Below are 15,420 nucleotides of genomic sequence, written 5' to 3'. Positions count from 1 at the left end.
GGAGTATCGCAATGAGCAACACGCAACTTGAATATATGACTGGCTTTGGCAACGAATTTGAGACCGAAGCACTGGAAAATGCATTACCTATTGGGCAATTCAGCCCACAAAAAGTTAATTACGGTCTATACGCTGAACAATTCTCTAGCACAGCGTTTACAGCACCTCGCGCTCACAATCGCCGTACATGGCTGTATCGAATTCGTCCGTCTGTTATTCAAGGCGACTACGAAGTAATGAATAACGGCCTGCTGCGCAGCGCACCAATCACTGAAGTCCCTACTCCGCCGACTATGCTGCGTTGGGATCCCGTTGCTATTCCAGAACAAGAAACCGATTTTATTGATGGTCTAGTTACCATGGCTGCAAATGGCAGTGTCAATGGTCAAGCGGGTATCGGCATTCACGTTTATGTGGCCAACAAATCAATGACAGGTCGCTACTTTTACAACGCGGACGGCGAAATGTTATTTGTACCGCAACAAGGCCGTCTTGTGTTGAAAACAGAATGTGGCGTACTCGAGATTGAAGCCGGTGAAATTGCGGTTATCCCGCGCGGTATGAAGTTCTGCGTAGAGTTACCTGAAGGCCCAGTACGAGGCTATATCTGTGAAAACTATGGTAACCCTTACGAATTGCCAGAGCGCGGCCCTGTAGGTGCTAATGGTTATACGAATGACCGTGACTTCCAATACCCGGTTGCTGCGTTTGAAGACATCGAAGGTGATTTCGAGCTTGTTGCTAAGTTCAGTGGTCAACTATACCGTGCCGACATAAAGCACTCGCCTTTGGATGTTGTCGCGTGGACCGGCAACAGCGCACCTTATAAATATGATTTAGCGCGTTTTAACGTGATGAACACCGTGAGCTATGATCACCCAGATCCATCGATCTTTACCGTGTTAACGTCTCCATCAGGTACACCTGGAGTAGCAAACGTAGATTTTGTTATCTTCCCAGAGCGCTGGATGGTTGCAGAAAACACCTTCAGACCTCCGTATTATCACCGCAACTTCATGAGTGAATTCATGGGCTTAATAAAAGGTGTTTATGATGCCAAGGAAGCCGGCTTTGTGCCAGGTGGTTCAAGCTTGCACAATTGTATGTCACCACACGGTCCTGAAGCTGAAGTATTCGAAAAAGCGAGTAATGCAGAGCTAGAGCCTGTACGCTATGAAAATACACTCGCCTTTATGTTTGAGTCACGCTACATCATTACACCGACCAAATATGCGCTGGAAGGCGAAGAGCGCCAAAGCAATTACCTCGATTGCTGGAAAGGCATCAAAAAACACTTTAATGGAGAGAAGTAATGAAGTTATATAGCTACTTCCGCTCATCGGCGGCCTATCGTGTTCGTATCGCTTTGAATTTAAAAGGCCTTACTCACGATATCGTACCTGTGAACCTGTTAAAATCAGAACAACAAGGCGAACAGTATCTTGAGAAAAATATCCAAGGTTTACTGCCAGCATTGGAAACTGAGCAAGGTATGCTCGGGCAATCGCTAGCGATTCTAGAGTGGTTAGAAGAAACAACTGACACTACACCTATCTTGCCAAGTGATCCATGGCAAAAAGCGCAAGTTCGCAACCTTGCCTACGCCATCGCTGTGGATATTCATCCTCTGAATAACTTACGAGTTCTTAAATACTTAACCAACGAGTTAGCCGTCACGGATGAGCAAAAAACTAAGTGGTATCAAGACTGGATTATGACCGGCTTTGATAAAGTAGAAAAAATGCTAGGTGACACCGCATTTTGCTGTGGCGAGGAGCCAACACTTGCAGATATTTGCTTAGTGCCTCAGGTCTATAATGCATTGCGCTTCAATACTCCAATGGATAACTACCCGAAAATAATGGCAATCTACAACCATTGTAATACCCTTAAAGCATTCACAGATGCTGCGCCTGAGCAGCAGATAGATGCCCAGTAGGGTAGAATTTTAAGGGGTTATGGGATGAAGAAAACGCTGCTTGTATTGGCTTTGTTATCGAGTGCCCAACTGTATGCTTCTGAGCCAAAGCGCCCGAACATTATTGTTGGCTCCGGTGATGCGTTGTCATCAACGCAGGTATGTTGGTACAAAGAGCAGCGTTTTAGTGAGGGGGCTATTGTCGCAATGGGTGATACGGCTAAAGTATGTGCTTTGAAGTTCCCTTCACAGCCCAATGGTCCACTTATTTGGTTATCCGTGGATGATCAAGGGAATGCGATTTATCCCTTGAAGAAAAACAAAGTGAGTGTGCGTTAATTAACGCACACTCGGCACCATCACCTTCAGTGAGCTTGGTTGGATTTTAATCTTTAACTCATCCGCTTGACGGGTCTCCCCATCAACCACATAGTCGATTGGTTCATCACTTTGAACTGTTACATTCATCGCGTTAGTGTGATGCACATTTACGTCCAACTGGGTCTGAGCAACACTGTTAAAGGCCAACTCTGCGATACTCAGCGCCTTTACACTCGAATCTTTAGCTGGTTCCAGCCAATTAACATCTAACAAGCCATCATCATGTTCAGGCTGACCTCGTCCTTGAGCAAGCAAGGTGAATACAGGGGCCGCATTAGCAATGATCATGCTGTTAGTGTGCAGTTTCTGAGGTTCCATCTCATCCAGTGTCAGTACATAGTCTTTCGCCTTATGTTCACTGATGGCTTGCCAAAAACCCTGCAAATACGCAAATTGTCCGCTACTGTTCTTGGCATCGCGGTGCGCTGACTCAATCATCTTATGCTCAAAACCAATGCCGACTAACAGCAGGGTAATCTCACCATTGCACGTCGCGGTGTCCATCGCTTTGGCATCACCACTGATAAGTACATCCAACGCTTTATCAACACCAAATGCTTTGGTCTCGATGCCCATAAGCACATGCGCTAACGCATTAGCTGTACCGAGTGGGATAATGCCAAGCACAACATTGGTGTTACAAATGACACTCGCCACCTCGGTGATTGTGCCGTCACCGCCACAAGCGATGATCATATCAGGATTCTCTTGCATCGCCTGTTTCGCAAGCTCAGTGCCACTGACTTCCTCTGACGTCACTTTCACTGACATATCGAAGTAACCATTAAGCCGCGACATGATGTCATGCTTTTTGTCAGCCCAAAGTTTACGCCCGGATACTGGGTTTGCGATTAAACACACGCGGTTACGGACAACTAGCTCGCCGTGTTTGTGCATTTTTTTCAACGCTTTGAGCTGAAAACGGTTAAGACTCGCCGTTTCTCTCGTCTCTTGAATACGTGCCAACACTTCATCAACGTTGGCATCAGGCTCTTTAGCTAGCAAATACGCAGCCATCACGAGGACCGAGCGACCGCGCCCTAACGCACAGTGCACAACAACATTACGGTTACGCTTGCGATGATGGTGAATCCAATTAATGGCTTGTCTTAACTGTGCTCGGTTAGGTGCAGCATGATCCAATACCGGGATGTTGAGGTAACTAATATTCTCACCGAAAACTGTCCAATCAAGACCATCAAACTCACAGGTTGCATCAAGAATCGCGGTCACATTTTCATGTTTGAGGGTATCGACATCGGGTGGAAACAAACGACATGCCAGAAACAAACCTGGCTCGACTTCTTGAATCGGTGGGACTTTATCAGTTCTGCGCTGCCACGCATTGTAAAGCTGAGCCCCGAGTAGAAAAGGAATAAATGCCCAGCGAATATACCAAGGAATAGTGCCATTTTGTCGTTTTCTGAATATACGCCCCGCATTAGCCAAATACGCGAGCGATACTAGGAACAATGACAAAGCAGTCCAATAAAAAAAGACAGCAAAGTAAAAATGCTTAATTACTGAAGCTGATGCGCACAGAATTATGGCTAACACCAAGTATGCAATAGCGGCGTACATCTACCACTCCCTGTATGTGTTTATAATTTAAAAGTATCACGACAATGACTATACGCAAGCAATATCATGTATTTAGCTTAGCCGTGATGCAAACATATCATCTTCACTTAGCAAAAATGTACAGCAAAGTGACTGACACTCCTACACTTTTGTTAAATTTTTGTATCAACCATTTCTATCTTCGTAAGGGTTAATAGCAACTATAGCTTTCAAGCCATTCCCGCTCGCTCATACACACCACCACACCCGAGTATTATTGCCTTTGTTCGTACTGCACTTTAAGCCCTTCAATAGCACAGGCATTGTTGGTGGTATCAGTGTTTATAAATCGCGTCGATGGCAAACGGGTGATGGAAAAATCATAATACTTCCCTTGGGCATATTGCTCAGCCTTAGCGCCCGACATAGCGGTTAAGCACATTGCTTGGGTTAAGCTGCGTAACTTACTGTCATACAAGATATCTGCAAAGCGCTTATCAGGCAGGCTTTGCCCCTCAGGTACCTTTACATCATTAGCTTGAGTCTCTAACCCTAACTGCCACTGATTATCAACAAACGTTAACCTAACACCTGCAGGGTAGTAGCTGTACAGGAACGCATTTTGTTCTATTGGCACAATTTTCACTACACCCGACTGACCCAGAACAGTCGCAACCCTAGATTGCTCTGAAATAATGGCAATGAGCGCGGTTGTTTCATCAATACCGTACCCCGCTATCTGGCCACTTTCTTGCACAACCTGATGTAACCGCAAAGTGCGATTTCGTTCACTAAAGTGGGTATCAATTACACCATAGTCAACACTGCCTAATCCGCCTTTGGCATCATAGCTAATAGCCTCATATCCTAGCTTTTGAGCTGAATTAGACTCTGTCTGCGCTGATGTCTGCCAAAGAGCAGTGATAGACTCACCAGCGGTGATCATTGGTACATTACCAGCGTTATTCTTGGCACCGCTTTGCAGCGCACTGCCAGCACTGGTGCCTACTATCACGTCGCGTTGTCTTAAGGCTTCAGTCCATGGGTATGCAACCCCATTGGCATCAAACAAGGCCCGTTTGGCTCTGCGTTGGTCGCCACCGCTGAACATCACAGCCGTTGCGCTTTTAATCTTGCTAATGAGTGCACTAATGCCTGCTTTACATAGTGCAGCTTCTTCTTTCGTACGCTGTGGATAAACACGTTGCCTGTCATATACGCCGTGATTAATACGTATTGCTTCTAATGCTTCACACTGGCGCGTATTTATCGCTTGAGCCAGTGCCGGAGTGAGTGCCAACCATTCACTAGAGACGCCTTGAGACGCTAGAAGTTGTTCGTAGTAATCAGCATTGGCGTAAGGGTCACGATTGGACGCGGTGATAACCAGAATGTGTGCAGGCTCTTTGCGCTGTTGCGCAGCAACCTTTAGGGCATTGGTAATAAAAGACACTAACTCAGCGCTTGCTGAGGACCTACTTTGTCGAAGATAAACCTGTTCTTCTGACTTTTCGGTTGATGTATTTGTTTGCGCGACTTCTAAAGAATCTAAAACGAAATCGAGCAACTCAGGTGACAACAACTGAGCCTGTTCGTATGCGCCATACCATTTTTGTAATAACGCAAATTCCGCATATTGTGTATCGCCAGTCAATGCTGTTAATGACTTAACGACCTGATTTTTGAAAACCGCATACTGTGAAGGGAAAGTGTCATTAATGCGGGTAAGTCCTGCTGCATCGATTTGATACAATGCACCAGCCTTACCTTGTGGCACAAAACCATCAACACAGTTACTGGGTGCAGTCGATGTACATACGTCCAATGCCCCGCCTATCAATATTTGCGTTTGAGCAAGGGTTGCTCCGCTAAAACAAGCAGATATAAGTGGTAAGGTTAAGGAGAGCGAGAGAAAGTTCTTTTTATTTATATTAATCACATTGTTTACCATAAGTTAGCGAAGCAAAGTGGTTACACCGCCACGCTAACCGCTTTGCGTAACTATGTCAAAATGCTTGTGGCGCAATAAAAAAGAGCGCTAATGCGCTCTTTTTTATTGAAACTTACTTATTCATTGCCTGCAATAAGAAGGCTGAAATTTTTGCCCCCTCTCGCAAGGTTGTTTCAGAGCTCGATTGACCAACAAGCGAGCTATCCGTAAACGGGGCAATTTCCATCATATCAGCGCCTGTAATTGGGAATTCATCCGCTAATGCACTGAGGATTTCTAAAGCCTGCTGAGGATTCAAACCACCTTCTTCTGGGGTACCAGTGGCCGACGCAAATTCTGCATCCAAAGCATCAATATCAAAGCTTACATATAGTTCATCAACGCCATCTGCTCTCAGCTGTGCAAGTACTTCTTCAATCACAGCCGCTGTGCCACGCTCGTTAATTTCATGCGCCCAGTGTTGCTTCACACCAAAAGTGCCTTCCCAATGTGCTTTAGGTTTACCGCTTGAGCGAATACCGAATTGAATCAGGTGTGAAGGATTCGGTAAGTACTCTAAAATATGCGTACACCAAGAGCCAAAACACAAATCGATACCTAAGCGCTCAACAAGTAAGTCAGTGTGTGCATCAAAGTGGATAATTGCGACTTTCTTGCCCTGCGCGCGCTTTGCTTGCAAGTAAGCTTTTGTTAATGGATAACTGATTGAGTGATCACCACCAATGCCGAATATGCCTTTTTCTGGGAAGTTGGCATAAAAGTCAGCACACACATCTTCGGTAATAGAAAGCGGGCTAACATGGTATTCGCTGTTTTCATCAGCATACAGGGCTTTTTGGCAGTTGCTAATCGTGCCTTCATTGAGGTACTTGTCGTGCAGCAAATGTGGGATCACGCGCACATCACCTAAATCAAAAGCGCGTGCTTGCGGCTGTTGTTCAATCAAGGTCGTACGCACAAATAATGGGCCCCAGTTTGCACCACGTAGGATACCGCCACCGCAGTCTGAGCTAATACCCAGCATTACAGCTTTGTGTTCAGTTGTTTGCAGGCCCTCTAATGAGTCTCGCCACAGGGTGTCGATATCCTCAGTTTGCCCGTAGAGTTTTTGATGTAATGCAGCCTTACGCTCTTTTGCTGTGTTTACTGTAAACACACCATTACCAGGTGGACACAAGCATTGCTCTACTTTACTACGAAAGTCCTGCCACTTCGCTGACATGCTATCTCCTCAATATTTATGCAATTCTGATACTTACCGAAAATTTTATGCTGGTTTCACGCTCGTACTAAACAAGGCCTTCGCCATGCCCATTCCGACAGCGTCATTAAAATTGTAACCAACTGATTTTATTGATTTTTATGTATTAAAAACAAATACAGGTAAGTGCTTATACTGGATCAATATACAAGCTGAGCACAGAAGTCAAACCCTGTCAGAAGCGGGCTTGGAGTGTAGATGACTGGCTATGCACAATACCTGCATAAGCCAGCCATAATCCAATTATCAGCCCTACTCGTAAGTTCGTGGGCGTTTAGTTTTTATGGTCGCGATATAGCCATGCCAACTGGCATAACTCAACAGCGGCATAATGATGATGAATCCCGCGGTGCCTGTTGCAAAGCCAATTAGCACCAAGGCTACAATGCACCCACACCACACAATCATAGCGCCGATATTGTTACGCACAGCATGCATGGAGCTGACTACGGCAGTCATAATATCGACTCTGCGCTCCATCATGATTTGAGGAGTGAATGCCGACATCGCGAACACAGTGACTAACAGTACACCTCCAATAAGCGTACCTAATGTTAAAAAGGCACTGAGCTCTTCGAAGCTAGGGTTTACTGTGTTGGGGTATAGCGCATGAACCAAAGCCGCTAAGCGCATCCACACGATCATCACCACCATCAGCAAGACCGCAAATCCCCATTCTCCAGCAGGGTTTCGAAACATGGATTTTAGACTGTGCGTTAACGTAGGCTTATGCCCTTTTTCTAATTCCCACGCCACGTCATACAAGCCAGCAGCGAACGCAGGTCCAACTAGTGCAAATGCAACTGCAGCGGGCAAAATAACGAGGTGAGTTTGACTGGAGTAAACAAAGAACAAAATAGTTGCTGGTATCAGCGTGAATACGAGACCGTAAATTAAGCTTAATATAGGGGCCCTCGCCATGTCTCCAAAGGCCAATGCAAGCCAGTGAAAAGGAGCAAAAGTATTGATTTTATTACATTCAAAGCAACGCGCAAACTCGGTATGACTCGTAGCGTTTGTTGTTACAGCCATAACTTACCTCCTATGATACAGTTACTTAACATCTAGTTGAGATTTACTGTACAAGCAAGGATTTGGATCATTAATATCGGACATTTGTCCTTATTAACACTTTGCAAACAGCCGCAGCATGTACCCCAGATTTATCATCCACAAATACATTTCAGTGATGCTGTTGTTAAGGACTTTTTATTGAACAATATGCTCACGCTGACTATAAGTCAGTATCACTGATATGGCATAAGAGAGCTATCATGAAAACAATGTTTCATCTAGGGATCAGTAAGGAACAAATTAACGGCGCAACACTGGCCATCATCCCTGGTGCACCTGAGCGTGCGGGCGTTATCGCCGAGTTGTTAGACAATCACACTTGCCTTGCCAAACACCGAGAGTTTCACGTTTATTTAGGCGAAATAAAGGGTATTTCTGTTGTCGTCTGCTCTACCGGTATCGGTGGTCCATCAACTTCTATCGCTGTTGAAGAGCTTGCCCAATTAGGTGTTGAGACCTTTTTACGCGTTGGAACAACAGGCGCCATTCAACCTCATATTCAGGTTGGTGACTTATTGATTACGCAAGCATCGGTGCGCTTAGATGGCGCCTCTCACCATTTCGCACCTGCGAGTTACCCCGCTGTTGCAGATTTCAAAGCGACAGCCGCCTTGGTCGCTGCATGTGAGGCGAATAATGTGCCGCATCACATTGGTATTACCGCATCAAGCGATACTTTTTATCCGGGACAAGAGCGCTATGACACCCACAGCGGCTATGTGCCTCAACACCTTCAAGGAAGTATGAAGCAATGGCAAGCACTCAATGTCATGAACTATGAAATGGAATCAGCAACGCTACTTACCATGTGCAGTGCGCTAGGTTTGAAGGCCGCGTGTATCGCAGGAGTATTAGTAAACCGCTGCGATCAAGAAATCCCAGCGGTTGATATTCAAGCAATTGAGCAACGCTCGATTACCCAAGTAATCGCCGCCGCCCAAGCACTATTGTCTTAAGCGCATTCGAAGGAAGCATTTGGTGCTAAACGCTGCACCATAGTGCGTATCACGTCTTTATGAGACTTGAGGCTGTCACTTTCCAACAGGGCGACAGCCTCAATTTTATCAAAATCAATGCCTTGCCCGCATAATGCAATCTGACTCAACGCCGCCAGAAATGGGTTGAAACTCGGATTGAAGGCCGCGTTCTCTATGTATCGCCCGAAAAACGACACACCAGAATATGTAATTTCAACCGCCGCTTGACCCCCACTGTAAGGGGCATAGCTAGCTTGCTGATGTAGGCGCAAACTTGCTTTGCTTTCGCCACCAGCAGCTACGACATCAGCCATCATAACATTGGCAAAAATTGACTCGGTTACACCTAAGTCAATCGGACCGAACGCATGAGGTAACAACTCACTGAGCGTGGTGTGCGTGCTGGCAATACTTACAGGTAAAGTTGCACCACTGACAAACTCATTCATAAACTGACGGCAATATCCGCAAGGCGCCGCATTAATGTATATGTGTTTGAGCTCAACGGCGCCATTTAACCATGCATTGTGAAGCGCTGTTTGCTCAGCGTGCACCGCGCTTTCTAAACCGAAATGCGCAATCTCAACATTGACGCCTAGCGCATAAAAATCTTCACCATGATGGTTGTTAGCATGCACCAATGCTGCAACATGAAAATCAGAAATGGGCGCCACAGCCCAACGCTTGAACTGATCCAACAACCACGAAGCTGTTGTGGCAGCGTCTGTATTTAATTCATTAGCTAGTTGGGTAAATTGTGCAGAAGTGATGATTCCACGTTGACGCTCGATAGCTTCGAGCAAAGTAGATTGGCTCACACAGCAGCCTTGATAGTTATATTTATTTAGCTCGATAGTACCGCAGCGCTTGGGTTGGAGCAACTGTAGGCACATGCAGCCTTTAATTTAGCGCGATAGGTTTAAACAAAGAATAGCCCTCAACTTGAAAAAGTATGAGGGCTATTCGCCAGTGCTTTAGCCAGTGTTGCGCATTCCTGCGGCAATCCCCGTCATAGTGATCATTAAGGCGTTGTCCAATGCTGCTGAACCACCAGCGCGAGCACGTTTAAGAAGCTCTACTTGCAATACGTTAAGCGGATCTGTGTATGGATTACGCAAGCCAATTGATTGGCGGATCCATGGCTGATGGCCAAGCAAAGTGTGCTCAGGGCTCAGCTCTTTTACAAGAGCTGTGGCATTGCTTAACTGCTCTCGTAGCTCTTTCCCTAATGGTTGCAGTGCTTCTTCCACCAGATGTTGGTCGTAATATTCGCTCAACCAACTGTCCGCTTTACAGAACACCATTTCTAGCATTTCCAACCGAGTGCGGAAAAACGGCCATTGTTGAGACATGTGCTGTAACAGGTTTTCACCAAATTGCTCAATCGCAGCGCCGAGGCCTTGATAGGCTCCTAGCCACGCTGGCAGCATTAAACGGTTTTGAGACCAAGCAAAAATCCATGGGATTGCACGCAAGCTTTCCACTCCGCCATGCGGATTACGCTTTGCAGGGCGAGAGCCAAGCGGTAATTTACCCAGCTCTTGCTCGGGCGTGGCGCTTCTAAAATAAGGAACAAAATCTGGATTTTCACGCACCACACCACGGTAATGATTACACGACACATCACTGATGAGTTCCATCGCTTCGCGCCACTGAGGTTCAGGCTCTGGAGGCGGTAGCAAATTACCTTCTAACACAGCGCCCACGTACAGATGCAAGCTTTGCTTCGCCACCGCGGGAAGACCAAATTTAAAGCGGATCATTTCCCCTTGCTCAGTCACGCGTAAGCCATTTTTCAAGCTACCAGGTGGTTGAGAGCGCAGTGCCTGAGCAGCAGGCGCGCCACCGCGCCCCACTGTTCCACCTCGACCGTGGAACAACACCAGCTCAGTGCCATATTGCTCACTAAGTTGAACTAAGGATTCCATTGCGCTGTACTGCGCCCATCCAGCGGCCATCATACCGGCGTCTTTTGCGGAGTCTGAGTAACCTATCATCACGTATTGATGCGTTCCCATGATGTCACGGTAGACTGGGTTCTCGTACAAGGTCGTCATCACCTGTGACGCACGATTTAAATCGTCCAAGGTCTCAAATAATGGTGCCACCGGCATATTAAATTCGCACCCTGCTTCTTTGAGCAGTAACTTAACGGCGAGCACATCCGATGCTTGGCGCGCCATCGAAATAATATAAATACCAAATTTGTCCGCGCGATTGTTAGCAATCACTTTAAACGTATCGAGCACTTCTTGCGTTTGCTCACTGGCTTGCCAATGGGGTGGCAACAGAGGTCTCTTGTTGGCTAGCTCTGTTTCTAAGAACTCGAGTTTACGCTGTTCATCCCATGATAAATAATCGCCTAACCCAAGGTACTGGGTAATGTCGCTGAGCACTTGTGCGTGCTTGTCGCTGTCTTGTCTAATATCAAGTTGGCTCAATTGCAGACCAAAACAATGACAGCGGATCAAGGTGTCTTTGAGCAGACCATCTGCAATAGTTTTCATCCTATTCGCACACAATGATTCATAGCACAGTTGCAACACGTCTGTGATTTGCGCGATTTCAGTTATTCTATCCTCGCCTCGCACTGGCTGGCCGGTAATTTTCGATTCCAAGAATTTATGGGTCAACTGCAAATCAGTGCGCAACGTCTTGAGCAGCTTACGATAAGGTTCATGGGCGTCGTCAGAAGCTGCCAACAATGCCTCACTGGCTTGATGCATCGACAATTCGCTGATCAATTGATTGATATCGCGAATATACAAGTCCAACGCCATCCAGCGCCCATGCTCAATCACACTTTGCGTTACGGTCGCAGTAACAAATGGGTTACCGTCTCGGTCGCCCCCCATCCACGAGGTAAAGCGAACGGGCTTGGCCGTGTCACTCAAACCAACGCCAAGTTCATCCAACAATAGAGAATCAAGCTCACGAACATACTCAGGAACGGCTTGCCACAGACTATTTTCAATCACCGCGAAGCCCCATTTTGCTTCATCAAGCGGTGTAGGTCGGCTTTGGCGAATTTCTTCTGTGTGCCAAGCTTGAGCAATAAGCTGGCGAATGCGTGACATAATGGCGTTGCGCTCTGTGGGCAACAAATCACTCAGTTCGAGTTGATTGAGGCAATCCGTTAACTGCACATGTTTGTTTATTAGAGTTCGGCGCGTCACTTCTGTAGGGTGGGCAGTAAGCACCATATTGATATCAAGTTTAGCTACAGCGCCCTTTATTTGTTCATCGCTAATATTATTATGCTTCAAACGCTGCAGTGTCTGTTTTAACGGGTCTAATTGGCAAAAGCCGTCATCTGCATTTCGCGATACGGTATGGTATTGCTCAGCAACGTTAGCGAGATTGAGGAATTGGTTGAATGCTCTTACGACTAATAACAGTTCGTCATCGCTTAAGTTTTGAAGCTCAGCAAGTAGTTGCTCTCTGGCTTGCTCATCACCGCTTCGCGAGCTTTTAGCCAGTTGGCGAATTTGCTCAACTTTGTCCAGAGCTTGCTCCCCGAGCGCTTGCTCGATGGTTTGCCCTAAAACTTGCCCTAACAAACTTACATTACTACGTAGCGCGGCATATTGGTCACTCATTCCCATTCCTCCTGTGCACAATGATGCATCAGTTGTAGCATGAATCAGGGAGTGAATTAAAGGGGGCAAAGCACAGGGTGACAAATCTTCAAGTGTGGAATAACCGAACAGTTAGGGCCTACCTTACTATTTCAAGTCTCACATATTTAACGCATTTATAAACACATATCTTTTTATAACAAGACTTTGGATAATCACCAATAAACAAGCTAGAATCAGGAAGATAGCAGTGACTCTGGAGACACACACATGTTGCGAAAAACCCTATATATTGTCGGCCTTTGCACCACATTTGCATTGACGACACCCGCGCACGCAGGACTAGAAGAAGGCATAGCGGCAGCAAATATCGGTGATTTTGAAACCGCACTTACGGAGTTCCAATACCTCGCAGACAAGGGATTTGCACCAGGCCTCTATGAACTTGGACAAATGTATGAAAACGGCTTGGGTGTTGCTAAAAATCAACACAAAGCTGCAGAGTTATACCAACAAGCCGTGGATAAGAAGTACGCTGACGCGATGTTTTCACTTGCGGTAATGTACCAAGAAGGCAGAGGCGTCAAATTGGACCTACAGCGCGCTGTTGAATTATTCGAAGGTGCTGCCAACAAAGGGCTAGCCGCTGCCCAGTATAACTTAGGCGTTATGTACACCAATGGTGAAGGTGTCTTAAAAGACTACCCCACGGCAGTGGATTGGTACCAAAAAGCAGCCGCACAAAATTACACCTTGGCGCAGTTCAATTTAGCCCTGATGTACTATGAGGGCCTTGGCGTACCGAAAAGTATCGAAAAGTCTTACATTTGGAACACCATCGCTGAATACAATGGCAATGACGATGCCAGCACGAGTCGTAAGCTCGATGAACGCAAGTTACAACCCGATGCAATCGAGCGCGCCAAGAAAACGGCTGACTCAATTTATGAGAAGATCTTGGCTGGGCGATACACCGGCGAAGGTCGTCGACTCTAGATTGCTGCGTGTGCTCCGTAAGTAGTCACGTTGCGGAGCACCCTCTCAATGCCCTTATCCGCCGCACTCTTTTACAGGATGTAAAGTTATAAATGGATGTATTTAAACCCCACACATCACGCCGTTTGCAGGGCTTACTGTTCGGTGCAACTCGCTTATCTCGTTCTTGTTCTTTTTTTAGCGAACAAGGAGGTACGCCATGGTTGTAGAAAGTATTGCCAAGAGTCATCGTGGCCTTGTTCGCAAAGACAATGAAGATGCTGTGCTGGAATTGCCCAATCACCAAGTATGGGTCGTGGCAGATGGCATGGGAGGTCTCAGCGATGGCCACTACGCCAGCCAAACGGTTGTTACCCATGTTGCCAAGCGCCTTGAGCAAGATACAGGGAATCACAGTACTGTGGAGCTTGTTGTACAAGCACTGCAAGCCGCCAATGAGGACTTATATCACTATGGGGTTGAGGAACTGAGTGGCAAACGCATTGGCTCCACTGCCGTCGCATTAGTCATTGGCGAGGATGATTATCACTTTATTTGGGCGGGTGATAGCCGAGGCTATTTATTCCGTGAAGGTGCCTTAGTGCAGCAAACTCGCGATCATAGTCGCGCCAATCAACTTCTCGATGGCGGCTCCATCACCAGTATTCAAGCAGCAAGTCACCCATTGAAACATGAAGTGGCCAGGGCTATTGGCGTAAGTAGCCATGTAGCGATTGAAGTTGTTCAAGGCAGGTTGAAATCGAACGACACATTTTTACTGTGCAGCGATGGCTTGCATGACGCGTTATCTGATTTTGAAATCGAAGGTGCGCTAATCGATGCCAATATCGATGCCAGCGTCGAAAAACTGGTGCATTCAGTGCTTGTTCGCGGTGCGCGCGACAATGTGAGCTGTGTACTGGCAAAGTTTACACGTTAACACTCTTTCATCACTTCGGGCGCTATGCGCCCTGTGCTTTCACTTGCGCTAGATCAAACAACCGACCCTCTTGGCATCTTCAGCTTTTGATTGTGTGATTTAGATCAACAAGTTTGTGTCCACATGGTTGCTAAAATTTAACCAGCTACTCATATGACCAAACAAGGAAAGACCATGGCGCACCCAGATATCCCTACTCACTTTGATTCATCAATGCAGCCAAATGTCTCTCATATTAGTACATCAAGTGGTGAGCCATCACTGCATGAGCAGTTGTACCTTTACAAGCAGTTACTGCAAGAAAAAGAGCGACAGGTTAAACAATTACAGCAAGCTCAAGAGCCACTCATCCAACAAATAAATCAAGCTGAAGCACTGAATAAAAAAGCTTTAGCACACATGGATAAAATGGCCCAGCAGATGCAACAGGTGCAAGAACAAGCCAAACGTGAAGTACAAATTGAAATGGCGCATCTAGAACAACAACTAGAAGAAGCGAATACCAGTAAGCATGTGCTCAAGCACCATTGTCGAGACCTTCAAGAGCGTAACAAAGAATTACATGACCTATTGAAGTCCTCTAATCTTCATGTCGATGAACTTCAAGCTCGATTTGATCGCCAAGGCGAAGAACTCAACAACATTCGTGATGAAAAAATAAAATTAAGCATGCAAGTGATTGAACAAGCAGAGCACATTAAACGCAATGAAAAACAGCTGCATGAGGCTATGCACGGCTACTACACAGGTGTGATGAACAAACACAAAAAGCTCAGTAAAAACTTACCACGCTAGCACTTCACGG

General features: G+C 46.3%; 13 protein-coding genes. 7 read left to right on the top strand and 6 right to left on the bottom strand.

From position 1 onward, the window contains the following. The first annotated feature begins 11 nt into the window (after window positions 1-11). From hmgA to V1358_RS14150, 3 genes are read left to right on the top strand one after another with little or no spacing between them, the layout of a single operon-like run. A complete protein-coding gene (gene hmgA, locus V1358_RS14160) occupies window positions 12-1,313 on the top strand; it encodes a homogentisate 1,2-dioxygenase (RefSeq protein ID WP_347393937.1) in 1,302 nt (433 codons plus the stop codon). Further along, a complete protein-coding gene (gene maiA, locus V1358_RS14155) occupies window positions 1,313-1,939 on the top strand; it encodes a maleylacetoacetate isomerase (RefSeq protein WP_347390025.1) in 627 nt (208 codons plus the stop codon). Before hmgA ends, maiA begins: the two co-directional genes overlap by 1 nt. A gap of 24 nt (window positions 1,940-1,963) precedes the next feature. Next, the gene (locus tag V1358_RS14150; RefSeq protein WP_347390026.1) at window positions 1,964-2,257 is read left to right on the top strand and encodes a DUF1496 domain-containing protein; all 294 of its coding nucleotides are present in this window, start codon (window positions 1,964-1,966) and stop codon (window positions 2,255-2,257) included. Here the strand turns inward: V1358_RS14150 and V1358_RS14145 are convergent, their stop codons facing one another. The 4 genes from V1358_RS14145 to V1358_RS14130 form a co-directional block, all read right to left on the bottom strand. Continuing rightward, complete coding sequence (locus V1358_RS14145; protein WP_347390027.1) at window positions 2,258-3,880, bottom strand: diacylglycerol kinase family protein; 1,623 nt, start codon at window positions 3,878-3,880, stop codon at window positions 2,258-2,260. 253 nt (window positions 3,881-4,133) lie between these two features. Further along, entirely contained in the window at window positions 4,134-5,798 is a 1,665-nt protein-coding gene (locus V1358_RS14140; protein WP_347393936.1) for a cyanophycinase, read from the bottom strand. Between the two features lie 124 nt (window positions 5,799-5,922). Next, window positions 5,923-7,032, bottom strand: a complete 1,110-nt coding sequence (locus V1358_RS14135) for an arginase family protein (RefSeq protein ID WP_347390029.1) — start codon at window positions 7,030-7,032, stop codon at window positions 5,923-5,925. 291 nt (window positions 7,033-7,323) lie between these two features. Next, window positions 7,324-8,103 (bottom strand): DUF2189 domain-containing protein, encoded by a 780-nt coding sequence (locus V1358_RS14130; protein WP_347390030.1) that lies wholly within the window; start codon window positions 8,101-8,103, stop codon window positions 7,324-7,326. A 242-nt stretch (window positions 8,104-8,345) separates the two neighbouring features. Between V1358_RS14130 and udp the strand changes: the two genes are divergently transcribed. Beyond that, window positions 8,346-9,101, top strand: coding sequence for a uridine phosphorylase (gene udp / locus V1358_RS14125; RefSeq protein ID WP_347390031.1), 756 nt, complete (start codon window positions 8,346-8,348; stop codon window positions 9,099-9,101). On the opposite strand, the gene cdd is transcribed toward udp, so the two are convergent. Together cdd and ppc are read right to left on the bottom strand one after the other, a co-directional pair. After that, the gene (gene cdd, locus V1358_RS14120) at window positions 9,098-9,940 is read right to left on the bottom strand and encodes a cytidine deaminase (protein WP_347393935.1); all 843 of its coding nucleotides are present in this window, start codon (window positions 9,938-9,940) and stop codon (window positions 9,098-9,100) included. The two genes, udp and cdd, sit on opposite strands and share 4 nt — an antisense overlap. A 156-nt stretch (window positions 9,941-10,096) precedes the next feature. Continuing rightward, window positions 10,097-12,721 (bottom strand): phosphoenolpyruvate carboxylase, encoded by a 2,625-nt coding sequence (ppc, locus tag V1358_RS14115; protein ID WP_347393934.1) that lies wholly within the window; start codon window positions 12,719-12,721, stop codon window positions 10,097-10,099. 249 nt (window positions 12,722-12,970) lie between these two features. Between ppc and V1358_RS14110 the strand changes: the two genes are divergently transcribed. The 3 genes from V1358_RS14110 to V1358_RS14100 all read left to right on the top strand — a co-directional run bounded on the left by V1358_RS14110 (window position 12,971) and on the right by V1358_RS14100 (window position 15,410). Next, window positions 12,971-13,696, top strand: coding sequence for a tetratricopeptide repeat protein (locus V1358_RS14110; protein ID WP_347393933.1), 726 nt, complete (start codon window positions 12,971-12,973; stop codon window positions 13,694-13,696). Window positions 13,697-13,895: 199 nt separating this feature from the next. Continuing rightward, complete coding sequence (locus tag V1358_RS14105) at window positions 13,896-14,615, top strand: PP2C family protein-serine/threonine phosphatase (protein WP_347393932.1); 720 nt, start codon at window positions 13,896-13,898, stop codon at window positions 14,613-14,615. Between the two features lie 174 nt (window positions 14,616-14,789). Continuing rightward, entirely contained in the window at window positions 14,790-15,410 is a 621-nt protein-coding gene (locus tag V1358_RS14100; protein WP_347390036.1) for a hypothetical protein, read from the top strand. Window positions 15,411-15,420 lie beyond the last annotated feature (10 nt).

It is taken from the genome of Pseudoalteromonas pernae (assembly GCF_039831865.1).
In the GTDB taxonomy this organism is placed as follows: domain Bacteria; phylum Pseudomonadota; class Gammaproteobacteria; order Enterobacterales; family Alteromonadaceae; genus Pseudoalteromonas; species Pseudoalteromonas pernae.
The sequence above is the reverse complement of the archived record's forward strand: the minus strand, read 5'-3'. Positions and strand labels throughout refer to the sequence as shown.